The sequence below is a fragment of the Aeromonas sp. YN13HZO-058 genome (assembly GCF_001921245.1).
Classification (GTDB): domain Bacteria; phylum Pseudomonadota; class Gammaproteobacteria; order Enterobacterales; family Aeromonadaceae; genus Aeromonas; species Aeromonas allosaccharophila.
In genome coordinates this window covers 32,959-46,218 of sequence record NZ_MQSY01000080.1, presented here as the reverse complement: position 1 = coordinate 46,218, position 13,260 = coordinate 32,959, and the positions used below count along the sequence as shown (strand labels likewise).

The following is a 13,260-nucleotide window of genomic DNA, read 5'->3' as shown; positions in this document are numbered from 1 at the left end:
CCTTGAGCACCTAACAAACGGTGATTGTTACCTGTATAAATAAACAGTAATATTTGGGTCTACCCCTATCCATGACAATCGGGAGAGTGACATGCAGGTGTTGAGTTTTGACAGCGCTGAGTTTGGCAAGGTGCGGCTGATCCAGGAGGATGGGCGCGTGTTGTTCTGCGCTGTCGATGTGTGCAAGGCGTTGGGCTACAGCAATGCGCGGGATGCCGTGAAGCGCCATGTTGATGAGGGGGATGTCGTGAAACGCGACACCCCCACAACCAGCGGAGTTCAGGAGGTCTCTTTCCTCGATGAGGGTGGGGTCTATGCCCTGATCTTCGGTAGCAAGCTGCCGGCGGCCAAGGAGTTCAAGCGCTGGGTCACTGGTGAGGTGCTGCCATCTCTGCGCAAAGTAGGCCACTACCAGATGGCGCCCAGCCCCGCGGTCAATGTGGAGGCGGTGCAGGTAGAGTTGCTGTTTGCTGAGACTGCCGCCCGCATGCTGAACGTCAGCAACTCCGGCAAGCTGGGGATGCTGCAGACCATCCAGCGCCAGCACGGCCTGCCTAATCTGCTGCCGAGTTACGCGATTGATGCGCCGAGCGATGCCACCGATGGCAGTTCGCGGGCTACCTTCTCGGCAACCGAGGGGCTCAAGCAGCATGGGGTGACCATTGGGGTGCGCTACTTCAACGCCCTGCTGGAGTCGAAAGGGTTGATCGCCAAGATGACCCGCCCATCCTCCAAGACACCGGATAAGCAGAAGGAGTTCTGGTCGATCACCCCAGCTGGCCTGCGCTATGGCAAAAACATCGTGGATCCGCGCTGCCAGCGTGAGACGGCGCCGCACTGGTATCAGAGCCGGTTTGCCGATCTGCTGGCAAAGGTCGGGCTGGGGAAGGTGGCGGCATGAGCAGAATTGAATTCGCTGTATTTAGTGAATGAAAAAGGGGCTGGAGCCCCCTTAGTTATGTCTGTAGTTTGGCGCCTTATTGGCGCTAAATAGTACGACTTGCGCAGTCACAGACAGGAATTGGGAACATCCTTCCTGACCGAGAGCGAATAATCTTTCCGTTCTTTGTGAAGTAGGGACGGAAGATGATGGAGCAATGGTTACCGCATTTCGAACAAATACCAGTGGCCATAAGGATTATCCTCAGATTAGCCGTCAATCCTGTAAACCCATACAGGATTGCCATTTTCAAGGAGAACCGCTAATCTGAGGGTGCGAATCTGAGATAAGCGGATGGGTTATCCCCCGTTGTCTTCGGAGCTTTGTGCGCTAACACTCAGCTCCATCCAAGGCCCTGTTCATACAACAGGGCTTTTTATTTTGCAAAATCAAAACTCAGCTGCTGAATGTTGAATCCCAGCAAGGTGAGCACATGCTCTGCAAACTGGTCTGCCTGCCACTCTGCATCTTCAATTTCCTCCGGAGGTTTCGGAGAGAAGTGCAGCATCGGCTTATGCCCAAGCAGAAGGTGGCCCAATTCATGGAACATGATAGAGAGCGAATCCTGATCCCGGTGGCAAGCAAGCTCATAAGTGCTCTGAGGAACACTGATCGTCATTGTGTCGGGATCGAAATGGCCTCTGGTGAGGTTATGTGTATCTTGTGCCCACTGTTCATCATCGACGACGTTTAAAGTGATGTTGTATTCCACAAGGGATTCGAAGAACTTATCGAAACGTTTGTATTTTTTGCCAATTTTAACTGCCCCGCAAAAGCCTTTTGCGAGGACTTCAATGCTGCGAGAAGACATTGGTAAAACTCTATTGCCACGCATCATGTAAGGCTGAGGGTCGTTCATTTATCACCTTTGTTCATTTGCTCGAGCAGTTCAGCAAAACGGGCCAGTTGCTCTGTTGTAAAGGGGGACTTGGCGAACCCTGCTACTAGCATCTTTTGTTGTGCAGAGAGGCCTTCCAGTCCTACGGATTCGTTAGATACTGCCGCGAGTTCTTCCAATTTGGGTACTGGGTAGCCCTTGTCTTCCAGGTATGTGCTGATTTTGCTAACCCATTCTTTGGAAACTTTTTTACTCCCAGTTTCAAGCCCGCTCAAAAATGACGATGACACGTTAAGTGCATTTGCCATAGTGAGAAGCGTTTCTCCAATCTGGATTCTCGCCATGCGGACGGCTTTGCCGAACTCAGTGAGAGCCATGGTGCATTCCTTAGTTGTGGTGGGGGTTACATCTATTTTGAACTTTATCCTACCTTATACAGGATTTCAACCTTTTTGGTGAATTTCCGTTTCGAAATTTAAAAATAATTTCATGTAATCTACCTGTAAGAGCTTGATGGTTCCCTGCACAACTTCATGGACAGCAACTGACTGGTTGTGCTGGAGGAATCTGGTCATGAAGCGTGGCTTCCTGGAGGGACCGTCTGAGGGTATAATTGGATAAGCAGGCGGCTCTCCTTGTATGGCGGTGTCGTCTCGGTCTGGCGAGTCGTGCAGATGTTGCCAAGGCCATCACTCAACAGCCAGCGGAGTACCAGGAGTATTTTCGCGATCGGCTGAACCACTACCGTGAGGTAAAGGGGTCACATGAATAGTAAATTCACCAGCCGCAGTGCTGCCAGAGCGCAGCACCTCCAGCAGCAGGCCAGCAACCCAGCTGGTGCCGCCATCAACGCCAGCGCCGAGCTGTTCCGCACTATCGACACATCCTGCCCGGGATTGACAGCCGCCGAGGCTGCCCGTCGCGTTATCGCCTCCGAATCAGCCACCCTGCGCCGTAGCGCCAGCTATCAGCTGCTCGCTCGCCTTGGCCCGTTGCTCGACAAGCTCGAGATGGTAGAGAAGCTGGGATGACCCCGACCCATCCGGTCTTTGTACCTGAGATGGGGATGGTGTTGCTGGCGGTAGGGGATGGGTTGGCCAGGCTGCGCGCATCCCTTGGCAATCGTCCGGCAATGCTGGTACCCGCCACAGAGAGGGGCGATCTGCTGGCTCAGTTCCCCGAGCTGGCCAGCTCGCTGCTTCACCCCGATATCGTCAAGGCTGCCGGTGGCGAACTGGCCTTACGCAGCGTGGGCCAGTGCCTGATCGGCGAGGGGTGTGTTGGCGAGACAGTCACCACCGAGATGGGTGGGCTGCCGCTCCCTCTGTGCTGGCACCACGATAACGAGTATCGGGATGGTCAGTTGCCATTCAACCCAGCCAAGCATTCCACTGCCATTGCGCGGGCGCTGCTGACTCGGGTTGCCGGGTGGTGCGGGGTTCAGCTTGCCCAGTTGCAGGCACGAGATCTCTGTTGGTGGGCCAGCGTTTACAAGGTGCAGGGGCATCTGCCGATCGTGGTGGTGCGCCACGCCTGCCGTTTGCCGCCACTGGAGCCTGAGCTGGTGCTGGTGCCAGGGCGCGGTTATCGGGAGACCGATGCCCGCTATCGGGTGAACCAGGATGCCCTGCTGGAGCAGGACCCTCTGGCTGAGTTGCGGCTCAAGATCCGCGCCAAGCAGGCTGTGAAGGCCATCGACCCTGATCCGCCGATGCTGCACATCCCCCGCCCCAAGATGAAGCGCTGGGAGTCAGCAAACTATCTGGCGTTCGTGCGCCAGCTGCCCTGCGTGGTGACAGGCCAGACCGAAGGGGTAGAGGCGCACCATGCGATCGGGCACGGCCTAAGCGTGATGGGCAGTAAGGCAAACGATCTGATGACCTTTCCGCTTAGTCACGATGCGCACATGGAATTGCACAACAAGGGTTGGCAGGAGTGGGAGCGTACCCACGGCAGCCAGCTGGTTCACGTCGCGATGACGTTAAACAAGGCCGCTGGCCTGGGAGTGTTTGGATGACGCCTTACAGTGGGAACAAGCCGGTAAAGGGCAGGGCACGGCCACGGCCGGTGCCAGGCAAGATGAACCAGACAGAGCAGGCCTATGCCGATCACCTGCGCCTGTTGATGCTGGCTGGGGAGATCCTCTCTTATGAGTTCGAGCCGCTCAAGCTGAAGCTGGCCGATAAGACCTTCTACACCCCTGACTTCATGGTGGTGGGCAAGGATGGCTTGATCGAGCTGCACGAGGTGAAGGGGTTCTGGGAGGATGACGCCCGGGTCAAGATCAAGGTGGCGGCCAAGCAGCACTGGATGTTCACCTTCTTCGGGGTACAGCGCAAAGGCGCCAACTGGTCATTGGAGGCATTCTGATGCGGCTTGAATATGCACTTTCAATCGGGGAGCCGCGTTCAGTGATGCTGCAGGCTATTCAGTCGCGCTCTACCGGTCCTTCTCACCTCACCCAGGCAGATGTGCTTGGGGCGCTTGGGCTGGTGCAGAAATATGAGGGCGTGGGGCTGGCGCTGATGATGGCCCGCTACACAAAAGAAAAGGCCAGTTATCGCAAGGCGGTGATCGGGGTGATGGCACACTGCAGCAAGCAGGCCCCCAAGTATGTGGGCACCATCAAGTCACGAGGTCATGCCATGGCCCTGAAAACCATTGCTGCACTGGCTGTTGAACACTATTGCCGCACCGCAGATACTCCGAATGCCGCTTGTCAGTGCAAGGGGAGGGGGAATGTCCGGGATATGGAAGCCTCCCGATTGCACGGCAAGCCCATAGACAAGGTTTGTCCACGTTGTGGCGGTACCGGCCTGCGACCTATTCCAGGCACGCAGATCCGACGAGCTATAGAGCCACGACTTGGTACCCTGAGCCGTGGTGAGTGGGAGCGGCAGTGGTACCAGTTCTATCAAGCAGTGTTAGCCTGGTGTCATGTGCAGGAGAGTGAGGTGGAAGCTTTCTACAAGCGAGTGACGACAGTGTGATGTTGGCCATCTATGACTTACCATGATAGATGCTTAAATTTCCTTAATTAAATGGTGATAGTTTAACCAGCGTGGAGATTCAAGCGAATGCGTCTAGACATCAGATTAAGCTGGTAATATTATGATTTAAAAGTTATTTTTCCGTAGAGAGCTTGAGAGGACGAAGTTATACGGAAGTAACTGCCAATGGATTAATACCGGTCGATAATATTATCGTAAATGTTTTTTATGAAGTTGTGAGGGTGGTATTATTGGTTTGTAGAGGTGGAATAGATAATAACGATGCGGTTAAGCATGACCCCCAATATTTGGTCTTTTTAGTTTAAGGTTTGGATTCTTTTTTACGGTGAATTTTTTTAGTCTTGGTGTAGCCTTACAGGAAGTTAGATATGGGTTTTATAGGTTTTTTAAAAGGCTTGTTTCGTTCCAATTCTCAATTTGAAAATATTGTGGAGACGGGCGCTAATGCAGTACTGATAGCAGATGAACCAGTCTCAGAGTCCGAATTTTCCGGAACCGACCTAGTTTTTCGATTAGCGAAAAAAACTGACCTACATTTCATTTGTTCTTTAATTACAAGCGAAGCGAAAAATGGGCATTTTAGTTCACAATTTCTTTGTGCAGGTGCAGTTGACGGTCTTCGTGAGCAGATTTTATCTACTATTGCAAATAGCAAAATGCCTGTCAATAAAGGGAAGTTCAAGGTAGCAAAACTTCATGTTCTTGCTACGAAAACGAACCCGATAGGATTTATGTGGATCACAAAATCAAAGTACGAGCATATCAATGGATGGGAGCTTTATATGTGTGCTCTTCAGCCTTCAGCTCGAGAAAAAGGGCTCGGAAGGTTGATAGTCAAGCATTCTCTTAACGTGATTAACGGCAATAAGCCAGTGTTTGTCCGCCTTTACCCAAAATCATTGGTTATGAAGAATATTTTAGAATCCCTTGGATTTCATTCTCGTAAAACAAAAGCAAGCACATTACTTTACGTATCTTATAAGAGGCGATAGGAAATTGATTGAACGGGAAAAAGATGTCCAAAGGTGGTCATTGATTTCCTGACTGTGGCGGATATTATGGTTCGTATGTACATAGACCTTTATGATTAATATCACTCTCAACATCATAATGCGTGGCAAGTTCTAACATGTCCCTGGTGGGAATTGCTGGATGGAGGACGTTGAAGCATGGGCTCCAGCCGTTTAAGTGAGAGGAAAAGCAGACTGTGAACGAAGTACTCCCTAAGGGACTCTCCTTTCAAGCATCAAAAGACCAGTGGAAAGCCCAGCACAAAGGCCAGATATATACATACAGTAGGGCCAGATACGGAGATGGGGCCAAGGATCTGGCCCAGAGAGCTCTAGAGCTAATGCAAGCCGGGACTTTTGACCCTGTAGCCGATGATCTGCTATTCAAACAGTCATGGAAGATGGATGACGTAGCCAGACAGCTTGGACTGTCTCTGGGGCAGCTCCGGCAGTGGATGCTGACAGGCATAGTAAACGGAAAGGAAATCCGGCCCCCCAAGCGGGACGTTAGAGGTGTAGACCGGATAACCGGTTATGAACTGATGATGGCACAAGAGCGCTTGCTACTTGAATAAAAGGAATGGTCATGGCTGAACGTATTGGATACGCAGTTTATAGCGAGATAGAAGGTGGCTATCTGTCCACCGCATCCCCAAGCAATTACCTCTGGGATCCTTCTGCAGCAATCATGTATGAGAATGCGGCTAAGGCGTGGGCGTCAGCGAACCGCCGCGGTCCCAAGTATGCGGTCGCAGTTGCCATCGTGCGTGATGAAAGCGGAAAGTTGCAACATGAAGAATTGCCTTTTCCAATGAAGGCAGCTCCTGGTAGTTGGATCGTGCGCATCGAGGATACCGGATTACCAATGGGTCCCCTCTATGTCACAAGCCTGAGCCGAGATGGAAAAACTCGTGCTTCCACAGAAATTCGTGATGCTAGAGGTTTTAGCCATGAGCAAGCTCTTGAGTTAGCGGCCCAACTCCAAAGTATGCCGAATCGTACCGCCAAAGTTGAGCAAGTATCGGTTTAAGGGGGGTGTGCTGGCCCATTGCCTACTGTATCGACTATCTTGATTCTCATATGAATCAAGTAGGTGAGGTCGCATGGATAGCAAATGGAAATGGCTGGCGTTGAAAGTCGCAAGGTGGGCTTTCAAGCATGGTGAGTTCTTTGACCTTTACGATGTGTCATATCTGCTTGGGATACCGACCAGCGATGCGGGTAAAGTGGTTCTCTATCTGAGGTCATTGCGCTGGGTGGAAAAACTGGCCGAGACTCGGCGTTGTAAGCCGGAACCAGGGCGAATGGCACGTCGCCGGGTCTTTCTCAAGGTTCTGGCCATTTATCCGGAGCCAGTAAAGCCAAAGGCTCCGGTGCAGGATGAAAGCGCTCTTACTTAATGCCAAACAAGATCAGCAACTATGTGAAGACGGTGGGTATTTCTCTGACACTTGTGGTGTATCGGGGGCTGAGCTGTTCCCGTTTCATCATCCACTCCGTAGTGTCCCGGCCCTTGGTGGCAAAGTAAACCTTGCCCAACCGTCCCTGATTGATCTGGTCAATCACCTTCATCAGTGCCTCGCTACGGGGATCCTGCTGCTGGTCAGCGAACAGGTCACCCTGGTACATGCTGGTCGGGGTGAAATCGGCCAACATGACGCCCCCCTTCATATAGCGGACACCATCTCGCCAGATCCGGCGCAGCAGCGGCTCAACCAGGGCCAGTAGGTCACGGGTGTCTGCGGTGGAGGCCTGCAACCGAGTCGATATCTGGTTGCCATAATAAGTCTCCTGCTCCGAGAAGGGGCTGCTCCTTATAAAGAGGGTGATGTGGCGGCACCGTTGCCCCTCGGCACGCAGCTTCTCTGCGGCCCGCTCCATGTAGCCGGCAAGGGCCTGGTGCATGGCGCCGATTTGAGTGATGCGTTCCCCGAAGCTCCTGCTGCAGATGATCTGCTGTTTGGCCTGCACAAGCTGCTCGAGGTCAGCACAGGGGATCCCCCGCAGCTCCTGCACAGTTCGCTCGACGACGACCCCATATCTCCTCCGCAGGATCTTGGCATCTGCCGACACCAGCTCTGCCACAGTGCGGATCCCCTGTGATTCCAGTTTTGCTGTCAGCCGCCGGCCAATTCCCCATATTTCTTCAACCGGAGTAATGGCCATCAGCCTGGCTCGTCTTGCCTCATCGCGCAGGTCAACCACTCCGACGGTGGCAGGCCACTTCTTGGCTGCGTAGTTCGCCAGTTTTGCCAGCGTTTTTGTCGGCCCAATCCCGACCCCTACCGTGAGGCCAGTCCACTGTTGCACCCGTTCACGGATCTGACGGCCGTATGCTGTGAGCTCACCTGCCCATGATTCGCTGAGCTCGATAAAGGCCTCATCGATGCTGTAAACCTCTACCGCTGGAGCCATACCTTCCAGGGTCGTCATGACCCGTTGCGACATGTCTCCATAGAGGGCGTAGTTGCTGGAGAACCAGACGCCGCCCATGGCTTCAAAGAACTGGCGGATCTGGAAGTAGGGAACTCCCATCTTGATCCCCAGCGCTTTCGCCTCTGCCGAGCGGGCCACAATGCACCCATCATTATTAGAGAGCACCACGATAGGTCGCCCCTTCAGGTCTGGCCGGAACAGGCGCTCGCAGGAGGCGTAGAAGTTGTTCACATCTACCAGGGCAATAGCCTTCGGCATGGTTTACCCCAGCTTGGTCTTGTGGAGTACGAAGGTGACGATGCCGAATATCTCCAGCTCCTGGCCTTCCTGCAGGGTGATCGGTGGGAAATCTGGGTTGGCAGGGAGCAGGGCTGGGAATGGGCGCTCTTGTAGCCGCTTGACGGTGAACTCCCCATCGAGGCATGCCAGCACGATTGCGCCATGGCTGGCTTTGAGTGCCCTATCTACGATGAGCAAGTCCCCGTCATTGATGCCAGCTTGCACCATGCTATGCCCACTGGCCCGGACATAGAAGGTCGCCGCGGGGTGCTCAATGCAGAGCTGGTTCAGGTCGATGGTTTGTTCGATGTAGTCCTGTGCCGGACTGGGAAAGCCGCAAACGACAGGCGATAGAAAAAGAGGCAGCTCAAGACTGTCCGGAGTTGGTTGTGGGATGGCAAACATGGTCACTCGCTTGTTACTGTTTTTTTATACAGTATAGCAATGTTGTTCAGTAATCGCAGCAGGTGTCTGTTGGATTGCATGATGTTTGGTTGTGTCGGACCGACAGAATCGGGGGCTGTGGGTTAGCTTCACCATCAGCATGGTCGAAATTGGTCAATACCAGTCTGAGACTTGTTCCGTTGATAATCCAAGGTGACACAAGCGCGGGATAATATTTTTAGGCTATTTTGTAGCCTCTTGTTGGCTCATTACATGATCCAGGCCAAGTTTATACCGATTTATACTTTCTTTATTTCATTCAGTCTTTATTATATTCAGTCTGTAATAAATTCTATATGCGAAATTGTAAGTGTTTTTATTGCATGGACCATTCGATGTAAAGTAGCAATCAAGAATTTGTTAGGCTGGATAATAGTTGATTTTTATAGTGGGAGTATTAAAGTCGTTTTTTATTACTGTGGTTGAATGACATTTTCTTTAGTTTCGATTTTTCTGTGGTGAAATATGAACTTTAATCAAAGATTTAAGTGTGAAACGTGTGATAATATAGTTGATTGTCGAATAGGAATGTCCAATAGGGATGTTCAACCAATTAGGTTTTGTTGTCCTAGTTGTGGTGAGGCAATTTATATTCATATAGAGCATGGAAAAGGAGTGAAGGTAAAAGGAGCTGCGCTAGTTGAGTTTGATGGCCCATTTAATAACGAGTATCCATTTGTAGATTTACATCTAGACTTTCCTGTTACTTTTGGTGAATATGTGATGGGGCATACTCCATTCATGAAAGCCATTCGAAGGATTGGGCATGATAATTTTAAAATTCATAATGCTCGATTAACTGCATTAAATGTTCTTCACTCAAAAACACGTGAATTAGAGCGAGTATTTAGGTTATATTCAAAGAACGTAGGATTATTCGGACAGCTATGTGAGAAAGAGTTCGGGGTAGAGTTGCGTTCAGAAAAAGCTCAAGATGTAAATTTGGCACTGTATCACGTTATTGCGATAGTATTTTTTCCGTTTTCCAAGCCAAATGAGAATGCTGAGTCGGTTAAGATACACATGAAAGGGCTTCATGATGCTCTGTCTGCCGATAAGAAAATGCTGGACCAGTTTTTTGAAAAAATAATCGAGACTTCATTCTTAAAAAACATACAGCATGATTGCCTTGAAATATATCCTCAAATATTGTCGGGGGAATTGGCATTCAGGCCAGCTTTGTTTTTAGATTTTGATCCTGCTTATGGGACTGAACTTGTTGCATTTAGAGTTTCGACTGATGATTTTCAGAAATATAAAGATTTGTATAAGGATATTTCAGAGATATTATCTCGGCAGCTAATATTGGTTGCGGGGATTAACAATATAATTCATCGTCAAGACTTCAATAAATTTAAAGATACAGGAAAAAATACACTTAAATCTCTAGACGATTTTGCGAACTTACCATATGGTTTGAAACTAAATCACTTGGATGATTGCTGGTATAGCATTGAAGAGGATGCAATAAATAACCAGCTAAGAAACTCAATTGCACATGTTAAAGCTGAGTATGATGATGTAACGCAAGTCATTACATATTACCCAAAGAAAGAAGGGATAAAACAAGAAAAGGCAGAGCAAATGTATTTCATAGACTTCATGAGGAAAATACTAGTTTCATATCGTGAAATGCACAGATTGCATCATTTGATTAAATGTATGTTTAATTATGAGTATTTGATTCGAAAAGCAGCATGAGATTAATGTGTATTGCCAAAAAATTCATATTAATGACATGAATTTAGTTCATGGTTTTTATTATATTCGGTTTAATCATGCATTGACAACACTTTACAATTTTTGCTAGATTGCCATCCTAATGATGGAGGACTGCGCCTTAATGGGTTCAGTCCTTTTTTCATTGCACGAAAAACAAAGCCCGCACAGTAATGTGGCGGGCTTTTTTGTTGCCTGAGAGATAGTGGCGACCTAGTGGTGCTTGCAACGCCACCAGGCCACCTAGCCACATGCACTAGGTCACGGGCTAAGCCAAGGCCACCATTGCTCTGCAGAGCGGGGTGAGCTTATCACGCTTAAGGACCCCTGATCATATGTACGAATTGCGATGCGGCCATTGCGGCAAGAAATTGGCAAATTTTGTGGGGCAGATCGACATTAAGTGTCCCCGTTGTAAGGCCATCAACAATGCGAGTGCCTCTGAGCCCCTGCTTGGAGGTAGTCATGGAAAAACAATTACAGGACGGGTGGGTGAGGTTGGTGAACGCGGACTCGCTGGAGTTTATCAAGACGTTGCCGGCGGCAAGCGTTGATCTGATTGCGACTGACCCGCCCTATTTCGGGGTGAAGCAGGAAGCGTGGGACAACCAGTGGGAGAGTGGGGTCGAGTTTTTGGCCTGGCTCGATGCCTTCCTGGTGGAGTTCCGGCGGGTGCTTAAGCCCAATGGCTCTGTGTACCTGTTCTGCTCACCGCGGATGAATGCTGACGTGGAGATGCTGATCCGGGATCGCTTCCGGGTGTTGAACCATATCGTGTGGGCTAAGCCATCAGGAGTCTGGAACCGGATGCGGAAGGCCGATATGCGAGCGTTCTGGCCGGCGAGCGAGCGGATCATCTTTGCTGAGCAGGTGGGGGCGGAGGGTAGTGCCAAGGCGGGATCGGGTTATGCGAAGGCATGCCATGATCTGCGCCGCCAGGTGTTTGCCCCGCTGATTGAGTATTTCCGCCATGCCCGGGAGGTGGCTGGTGTCAGTGCTGCCGATATCAACCGGGTAATCGGTACCAAGATGGCTGGCCATTGGTTTGGTGCCAGCCAGTGGCAGTTGCCGAGCCGAGAGCAGTATGTCCAGTTGCAGGCGCTGTTTGCCGAGCGGGGCAGGGCACTTGGGCAGGATTATGCCGGGTTGAGTGAGACCTATCAGGGTTTGCACCAGACCTACAGCCATCTGGTGGCATCCTATGACGAGTTGCGAGCGGAGTATGAGCAGTTGCGCCGGCCGTTCTCTGTCACCCAGGATGTGCCGTTTACCGATGTGTGGATGTATCCATCGGTGCAGGCTTACCCGGGTAAGCACCCATGCGAGAAGCCATTGGCCATGATGGAGCACATCATCCGGACCAGCAGTCGTCCTGGTGATGTGGTGGCGGATTTCTTTATGGGGTCAGGCACTACCGGCAAAGCGGCGATCAGGTTGGGGCGGCGGTTTATCGGGGTGGAGCTTGAGAGGCCGCGGTACCTGCAGACCTGTGCGGAGGTGGAGGCGTTGATAGGCGCGGGTAAGTAGCGTTAAGAGGCTGCCTGCCGACGGGGACGTGTCGGCAGGTAGCGCAATTATTGAATTTCATGTACCGCTAACCAGTTGATGAGCTTGTTGTTGAAGGCATCTGAATCAAGAGCATGGTGCGCTCTACGATGGCAATTTGGGCACAATGCGATCACATTTACTGGATGGTCAGGTCCACCATCTGAAAGCCGAAATACATGATGAACCTCCAGAAACGGGCCCTTCTTACTGAGAAATGGGGCTGGTTGTGTGCAACCTTCGCAATTGCCGTTAGATCTTGCAAGGGCATAGCGCTTAATGGCTTCAGAACGTAACGCTACATTGGTTACCTTTTGTTGTTGAGTGGCATTACTCGGCGCATCCGTCAGCGCAAGAGCTCTGAGCTGTGCCAAAGAGAGTTTGGATGGTAGCTTCTGGAGTGCTGTGTAGCTGGCATGTGGTGTTTGAATTTGGTTCCCATTTTGTATGACAGCGAGAAACCCAAGGTGGAAGATGATTGCCACTCTTGGAACCCCATTACGGTCTGGTCGTAGTTCAGTATGATGTCCTAAACATTCGACTTCACCGAGAAAACGAACATTGTTGTCTGGCTGATATTCGAACAGAAGAATGATCTTGCCATGTGCGGCATGACTGGCAATGGCTTCGTTCCCACGAACCATTTGCATATCGCCCGTTTGCCCTTCACCCGTGTACCAGAACGTTCCATCTGGTCCTGGCTTGTCGTGATATCCATATGCAGCTCCAGAATCGCTGGTAAAGGCAAAAATATAGGGCACTGAGGCCGGTGTGGATATCCCGCCTTGTTGCTGTCCCTTGAAGGGCCCATGGATATTAAGTCGTCTGTTGTAAATGCCACCGATGATGAATGGATGAGTTGGGACTATCACGTGGATTGCTCTCAGGCTGCTTAGTGAAGGATCTGATTTATCAGATATTTTTACTGAGGTTACGTGAAGCTGAACGTAGATAGCAAGCCGGAAAGTTGTCAATTGTGACTTGCCATGGTAAAGCGGCGCTCATGTTGGGGCGGCGGTTTATTGGTGTGTAGCTTGA

General features: G+C 50.9%; 17 protein-coding genes. 12 read left to right on the top strand and 5 right to left on the bottom strand.

The features are described from left to right. The first annotated feature begins 91 nt into the window (after positions 1-91). Positions 92-901: a Bro-N domain-containing protein gene (locus tag BSP75_RS20650; protein WP_075114483.1), complete on the top strand. Its 810-nt coding sequence runs from the start codon at positions 92-94 to the stop codon at positions 899-901. A 415-nt stretch (positions 902-1,316) separates the two neighbouring features. On the opposite strand, the gene BSP75_RS20645 is transcribed toward BSP75_RS20650, so the two are convergent. After that, positions 1,317-1,799, bottom strand: a complete 483-nt coding sequence (locus BSP75_RS20645; RefSeq protein WP_075114482.1) for an ImmA/IrrE family metallo-endopeptidase — start codon at positions 1,797-1,799, stop codon at positions 1,317-1,319. Beyond that, the gene (locus BSP75_RS20640; protein WP_075114481.1) at positions 1,796-2,155 is read right to left on the bottom strand and encodes a helix-turn-helix transcriptional regulator; all 360 of its coding nucleotides are present in this window, start codon (positions 2,153-2,155) and stop codon (positions 1,796-1,798) included. Before BSP75_RS20640 ends, BSP75_RS20645 begins: the two co-directional genes overlap by 4 nt. Positions 2,156-2,542: 387 nt before the next feature. On the opposite strand from BSP75_RS20640, the gene BSP75_RS20635 reads away from it, so the two are divergent. From BSP75_RS20635 to BSP75_RS20605, 8 genes are all read left to right on the top strand, one after another. Next, complete coding sequence (locus tag BSP75_RS20635) at positions 2,543-2,809, top strand: hypothetical protein (RefSeq protein WP_075114480.1); 267 nt, start codon at positions 2,543-2,545, stop codon at positions 2,807-2,809. Continuing rightward, positions 2,806-3,795: a DUF968 domain-containing protein gene (locus tag BSP75_RS20630; protein ID WP_075114479.1), complete on the top strand. Its 990-nt coding sequence runs from the start codon at positions 2,806-2,808 to the stop codon at positions 3,793-3,795. Before BSP75_RS20635 ends, BSP75_RS20630 begins: the two co-directional genes overlap by 4 nt. Beyond that, the gene (locus tag BSP75_RS20625) at positions 3,792-4,148 is read left to right on the top strand and encodes a DUF1064 domain-containing protein (protein ID WP_075114478.1); all 357 of its coding nucleotides are present in this window, start codon (positions 3,792-3,794) and stop codon (positions 4,146-4,148) included. Before BSP75_RS20630 ends, BSP75_RS20625 begins: the two co-directional genes overlap by 4 nt. Next, positions 4,148-4,768, top strand: a complete 621-nt coding sequence (locus BSP75_RS20620; protein ID WP_075114477.1) for an antitermination protein — start codon at positions 4,148-4,150, stop codon at positions 4,766-4,768. Before BSP75_RS20625 ends, BSP75_RS20620 begins: the two co-directional genes overlap by 1 nt. Before the next feature lie 389 nt (positions 4,769-5,157). Further along, positions 5,158-5,781, top strand: a complete 624-nt coding sequence (locus tag BSP75_RS21735; protein WP_148140789.1) for a hypothetical protein — start codon at positions 5,158-5,160, stop codon at positions 5,779-5,781. Positions 5,782-5,996: 215 nt separating this feature from the next. Next, positions 5,997-6,374 carry a hypothetical protein gene (locus tag BSP75_RS20615; RefSeq protein ID WP_075114476.1) on the top strand — a complete coding sequence of 126 codons (378 nt, stop codon included), beginning with the start codon at positions 5,997-5,999 and terminating at the stop codon, positions 6,372-6,374. Positions 6,375-6,385: 11 nt separating this feature from the next. Then, positions 6,386-6,829, top strand: coding sequence for a hypothetical protein (locus tag BSP75_RS20610; RefSeq protein ID WP_075114475.1), 444 nt, complete (start codon positions 6,386-6,388; stop codon positions 6,827-6,829). 73 nt (positions 6,830-6,902) lie between these two features. Then, positions 6,903-7,199: a hypothetical protein gene (locus BSP75_RS20605; protein WP_075114474.1), complete on the top strand. Its 297-nt coding sequence runs from the start codon at positions 6,903-6,905 to the stop codon at positions 7,197-7,199. A gap of 19 nt (positions 7,200-7,218) precedes the next feature. Here the strand turns inward: BSP75_RS20605 and umuC are convergent, their stop codons facing one another. After that, positions 7,219-8,493, bottom strand: a complete 1,275-nt coding sequence (gene umuC / locus BSP75_RS20600; protein ID WP_075114473.1) for a translesion error-prone DNA polymerase V subunit UmuC — start codon at positions 8,491-8,493, stop codon at positions 7,219-7,221. Between the two features lie 3 nt (positions 8,494-8,496). Continuing rightward, positions 8,497-8,919, bottom strand: a complete 423-nt coding sequence (gene umuD, locus BSP75_RS20595) for a translesion error-prone DNA polymerase V autoproteolytic subunit (protein ID WP_075114472.1) — start codon at positions 8,917-8,919, stop codon at positions 8,497-8,499. Between the two features lie 654 nt (positions 8,920-9,573). Here umuD and BSP75_RS21945 point away from each other — a divergent pair. From BSP75_RS21945 to BSP75_RS20580, 3 genes are all read left to right on the top strand, one after another. Next, entirely contained in the window at positions 9,574-10,659 is a 1,086-nt protein-coding gene (locus BSP75_RS21945) for a hypothetical protein (RefSeq protein ID WP_216219202.1), read from the top strand. A gap of 353 nt (positions 10,660-11,012) precedes the next feature. Beyond that, complete coding sequence (locus BSP75_RS22175; RefSeq protein WP_075114470.1) at positions 11,013-11,231, top strand: Com family DNA-binding transcriptional regulator; 219 nt, start codon at positions 11,013-11,015, stop codon at positions 11,229-11,231. Further along, on the top strand, positions 11,143-12,204 hold the full coding sequence (locus BSP75_RS20580) for a site-specific DNA-methyltransferase (protein ID WP_075114469.1): 1,062 nt from the start codon (positions 11,143-11,145) through the stop codon (positions 12,202-12,204). The genes BSP75_RS22175 and BSP75_RS20580 overlap by 89 nt, the downstream gene beginning before the upstream one ends. A gap of 47 nt (positions 12,205-12,251) precedes the next feature. Here BSP75_RS20580 and BSP75_RS20575 read toward each other — a convergent pair whose 3' ends face one another. Beyond that, the gene (locus BSP75_RS20575; protein WP_216219201.1) at positions 12,252-13,094 is read right to left on the bottom strand and encodes an HNH endonuclease signature motif containing protein; all 843 of its coding nucleotides are present in this window, start codon (positions 13,092-13,094) and stop codon (positions 12,252-12,254) included. Positions 13,095-13,260 lie beyond the last annotated feature (166 nt).

What these genes read in the sequence shown, in the direction of transcription:
- umuD (WP_075114472.1), bottom strand. Translation starts at nt 8,919, where the DNA reads ATGTTTGCCATCCCACAACCAACTCCGGACAGTCTTGAGCTGCCTCTT.
- BSP75_RS20580 (WP_075114469.1), top strand. Translation starts at nt 11,143, where the DNA reads ATGGAAAAACAATTACAGGACGGGTGGGTGAGGTTGGTGAACGCGGAC.
- BSP75_RS22175 (WP_075114470.1), top strand. Translation starts at nt 11,013, where the DNA reads ATGTACGAATTGCGATGCGGCCATTGCGGCAAGAAATTGGCAAATTTT.
- BSP75_RS20640 (WP_075114481.1), bottom strand. Translation starts at nt 2,155, where the DNA reads ATGGCTCTCACTGAGTTCGGCAAAGCCGTCCGCATGGCGAGAATCCAG.
- BSP75_RS21735 (WP_148140789.1), top strand. Translation starts at nt 5,158, where the DNA reads ATGGGTTTTATAGGTTTTTTAAAAGGCTTGTTTCGTTCCAATTCTCAA.
- BSP75_RS20635 (WP_075114480.1), top strand. Translation starts at nt 2,543, where the DNA reads ATGAATAGTAAATTCACCAGCCGCAGTGCTGCCAGAGCGCAGCACCTC.
- BSP75_RS20610 (WP_075114475.1), top strand. Translation starts at nt 6,386, where the DNA reads ATGGCTGAACGTATTGGATACGCAGTTTATAGCGAGATAGAAGGTGGC.
- BSP75_RS20620 (WP_075114477.1), top strand. Translation starts at nt 4,148, where the DNA reads ATGCGGCTTGAATATGCACTTTCAATCGGGGAGCCGCGTTCAGTGATG.
- BSP75_RS20605 (WP_075114474.1), top strand. Translation starts at nt 6,903, where the DNA reads ATGGATAGCAAATGGAAATGGCTGGCGTTGAAAGTCGCAAGGTGGGCT.
- BSP75_RS20645 (WP_075114482.1), bottom strand. Translation starts at nt 1,799, where the DNA reads ATGAACGACCCTCAGCCTTACATGATGCGTGGCAATAGAGTTTTACCA.
- BSP75_RS20630 (WP_075114479.1), top strand. Translation starts at nt 2,806, where the DNA reads ATGACCCCGACCCATCCGGTCTTTGTACCTGAGATGGGGATGGTGTTG.
- BSP75_RS20625 (WP_075114478.1), top strand. Translation starts at nt 3,792, where the DNA reads ATGACGCCTTACAGTGGGAACAAGCCGGTAAAGGGCAGGGCACGGCCA.
- umuC (WP_075114473.1), bottom strand. Translation starts at nt 8,493, where the DNA reads ATGCCGAAGGCTATTGCCCTGGTAGATGTGAACAACTTCTACGCCTCC.
- BSP75_RS20650 (WP_075114483.1), top strand. Translation starts at nt 92, where the DNA reads ATGCAGGTGTTGAGTTTTGACAGCGCTGAGTTTGGCAAGGTGCGGCTG.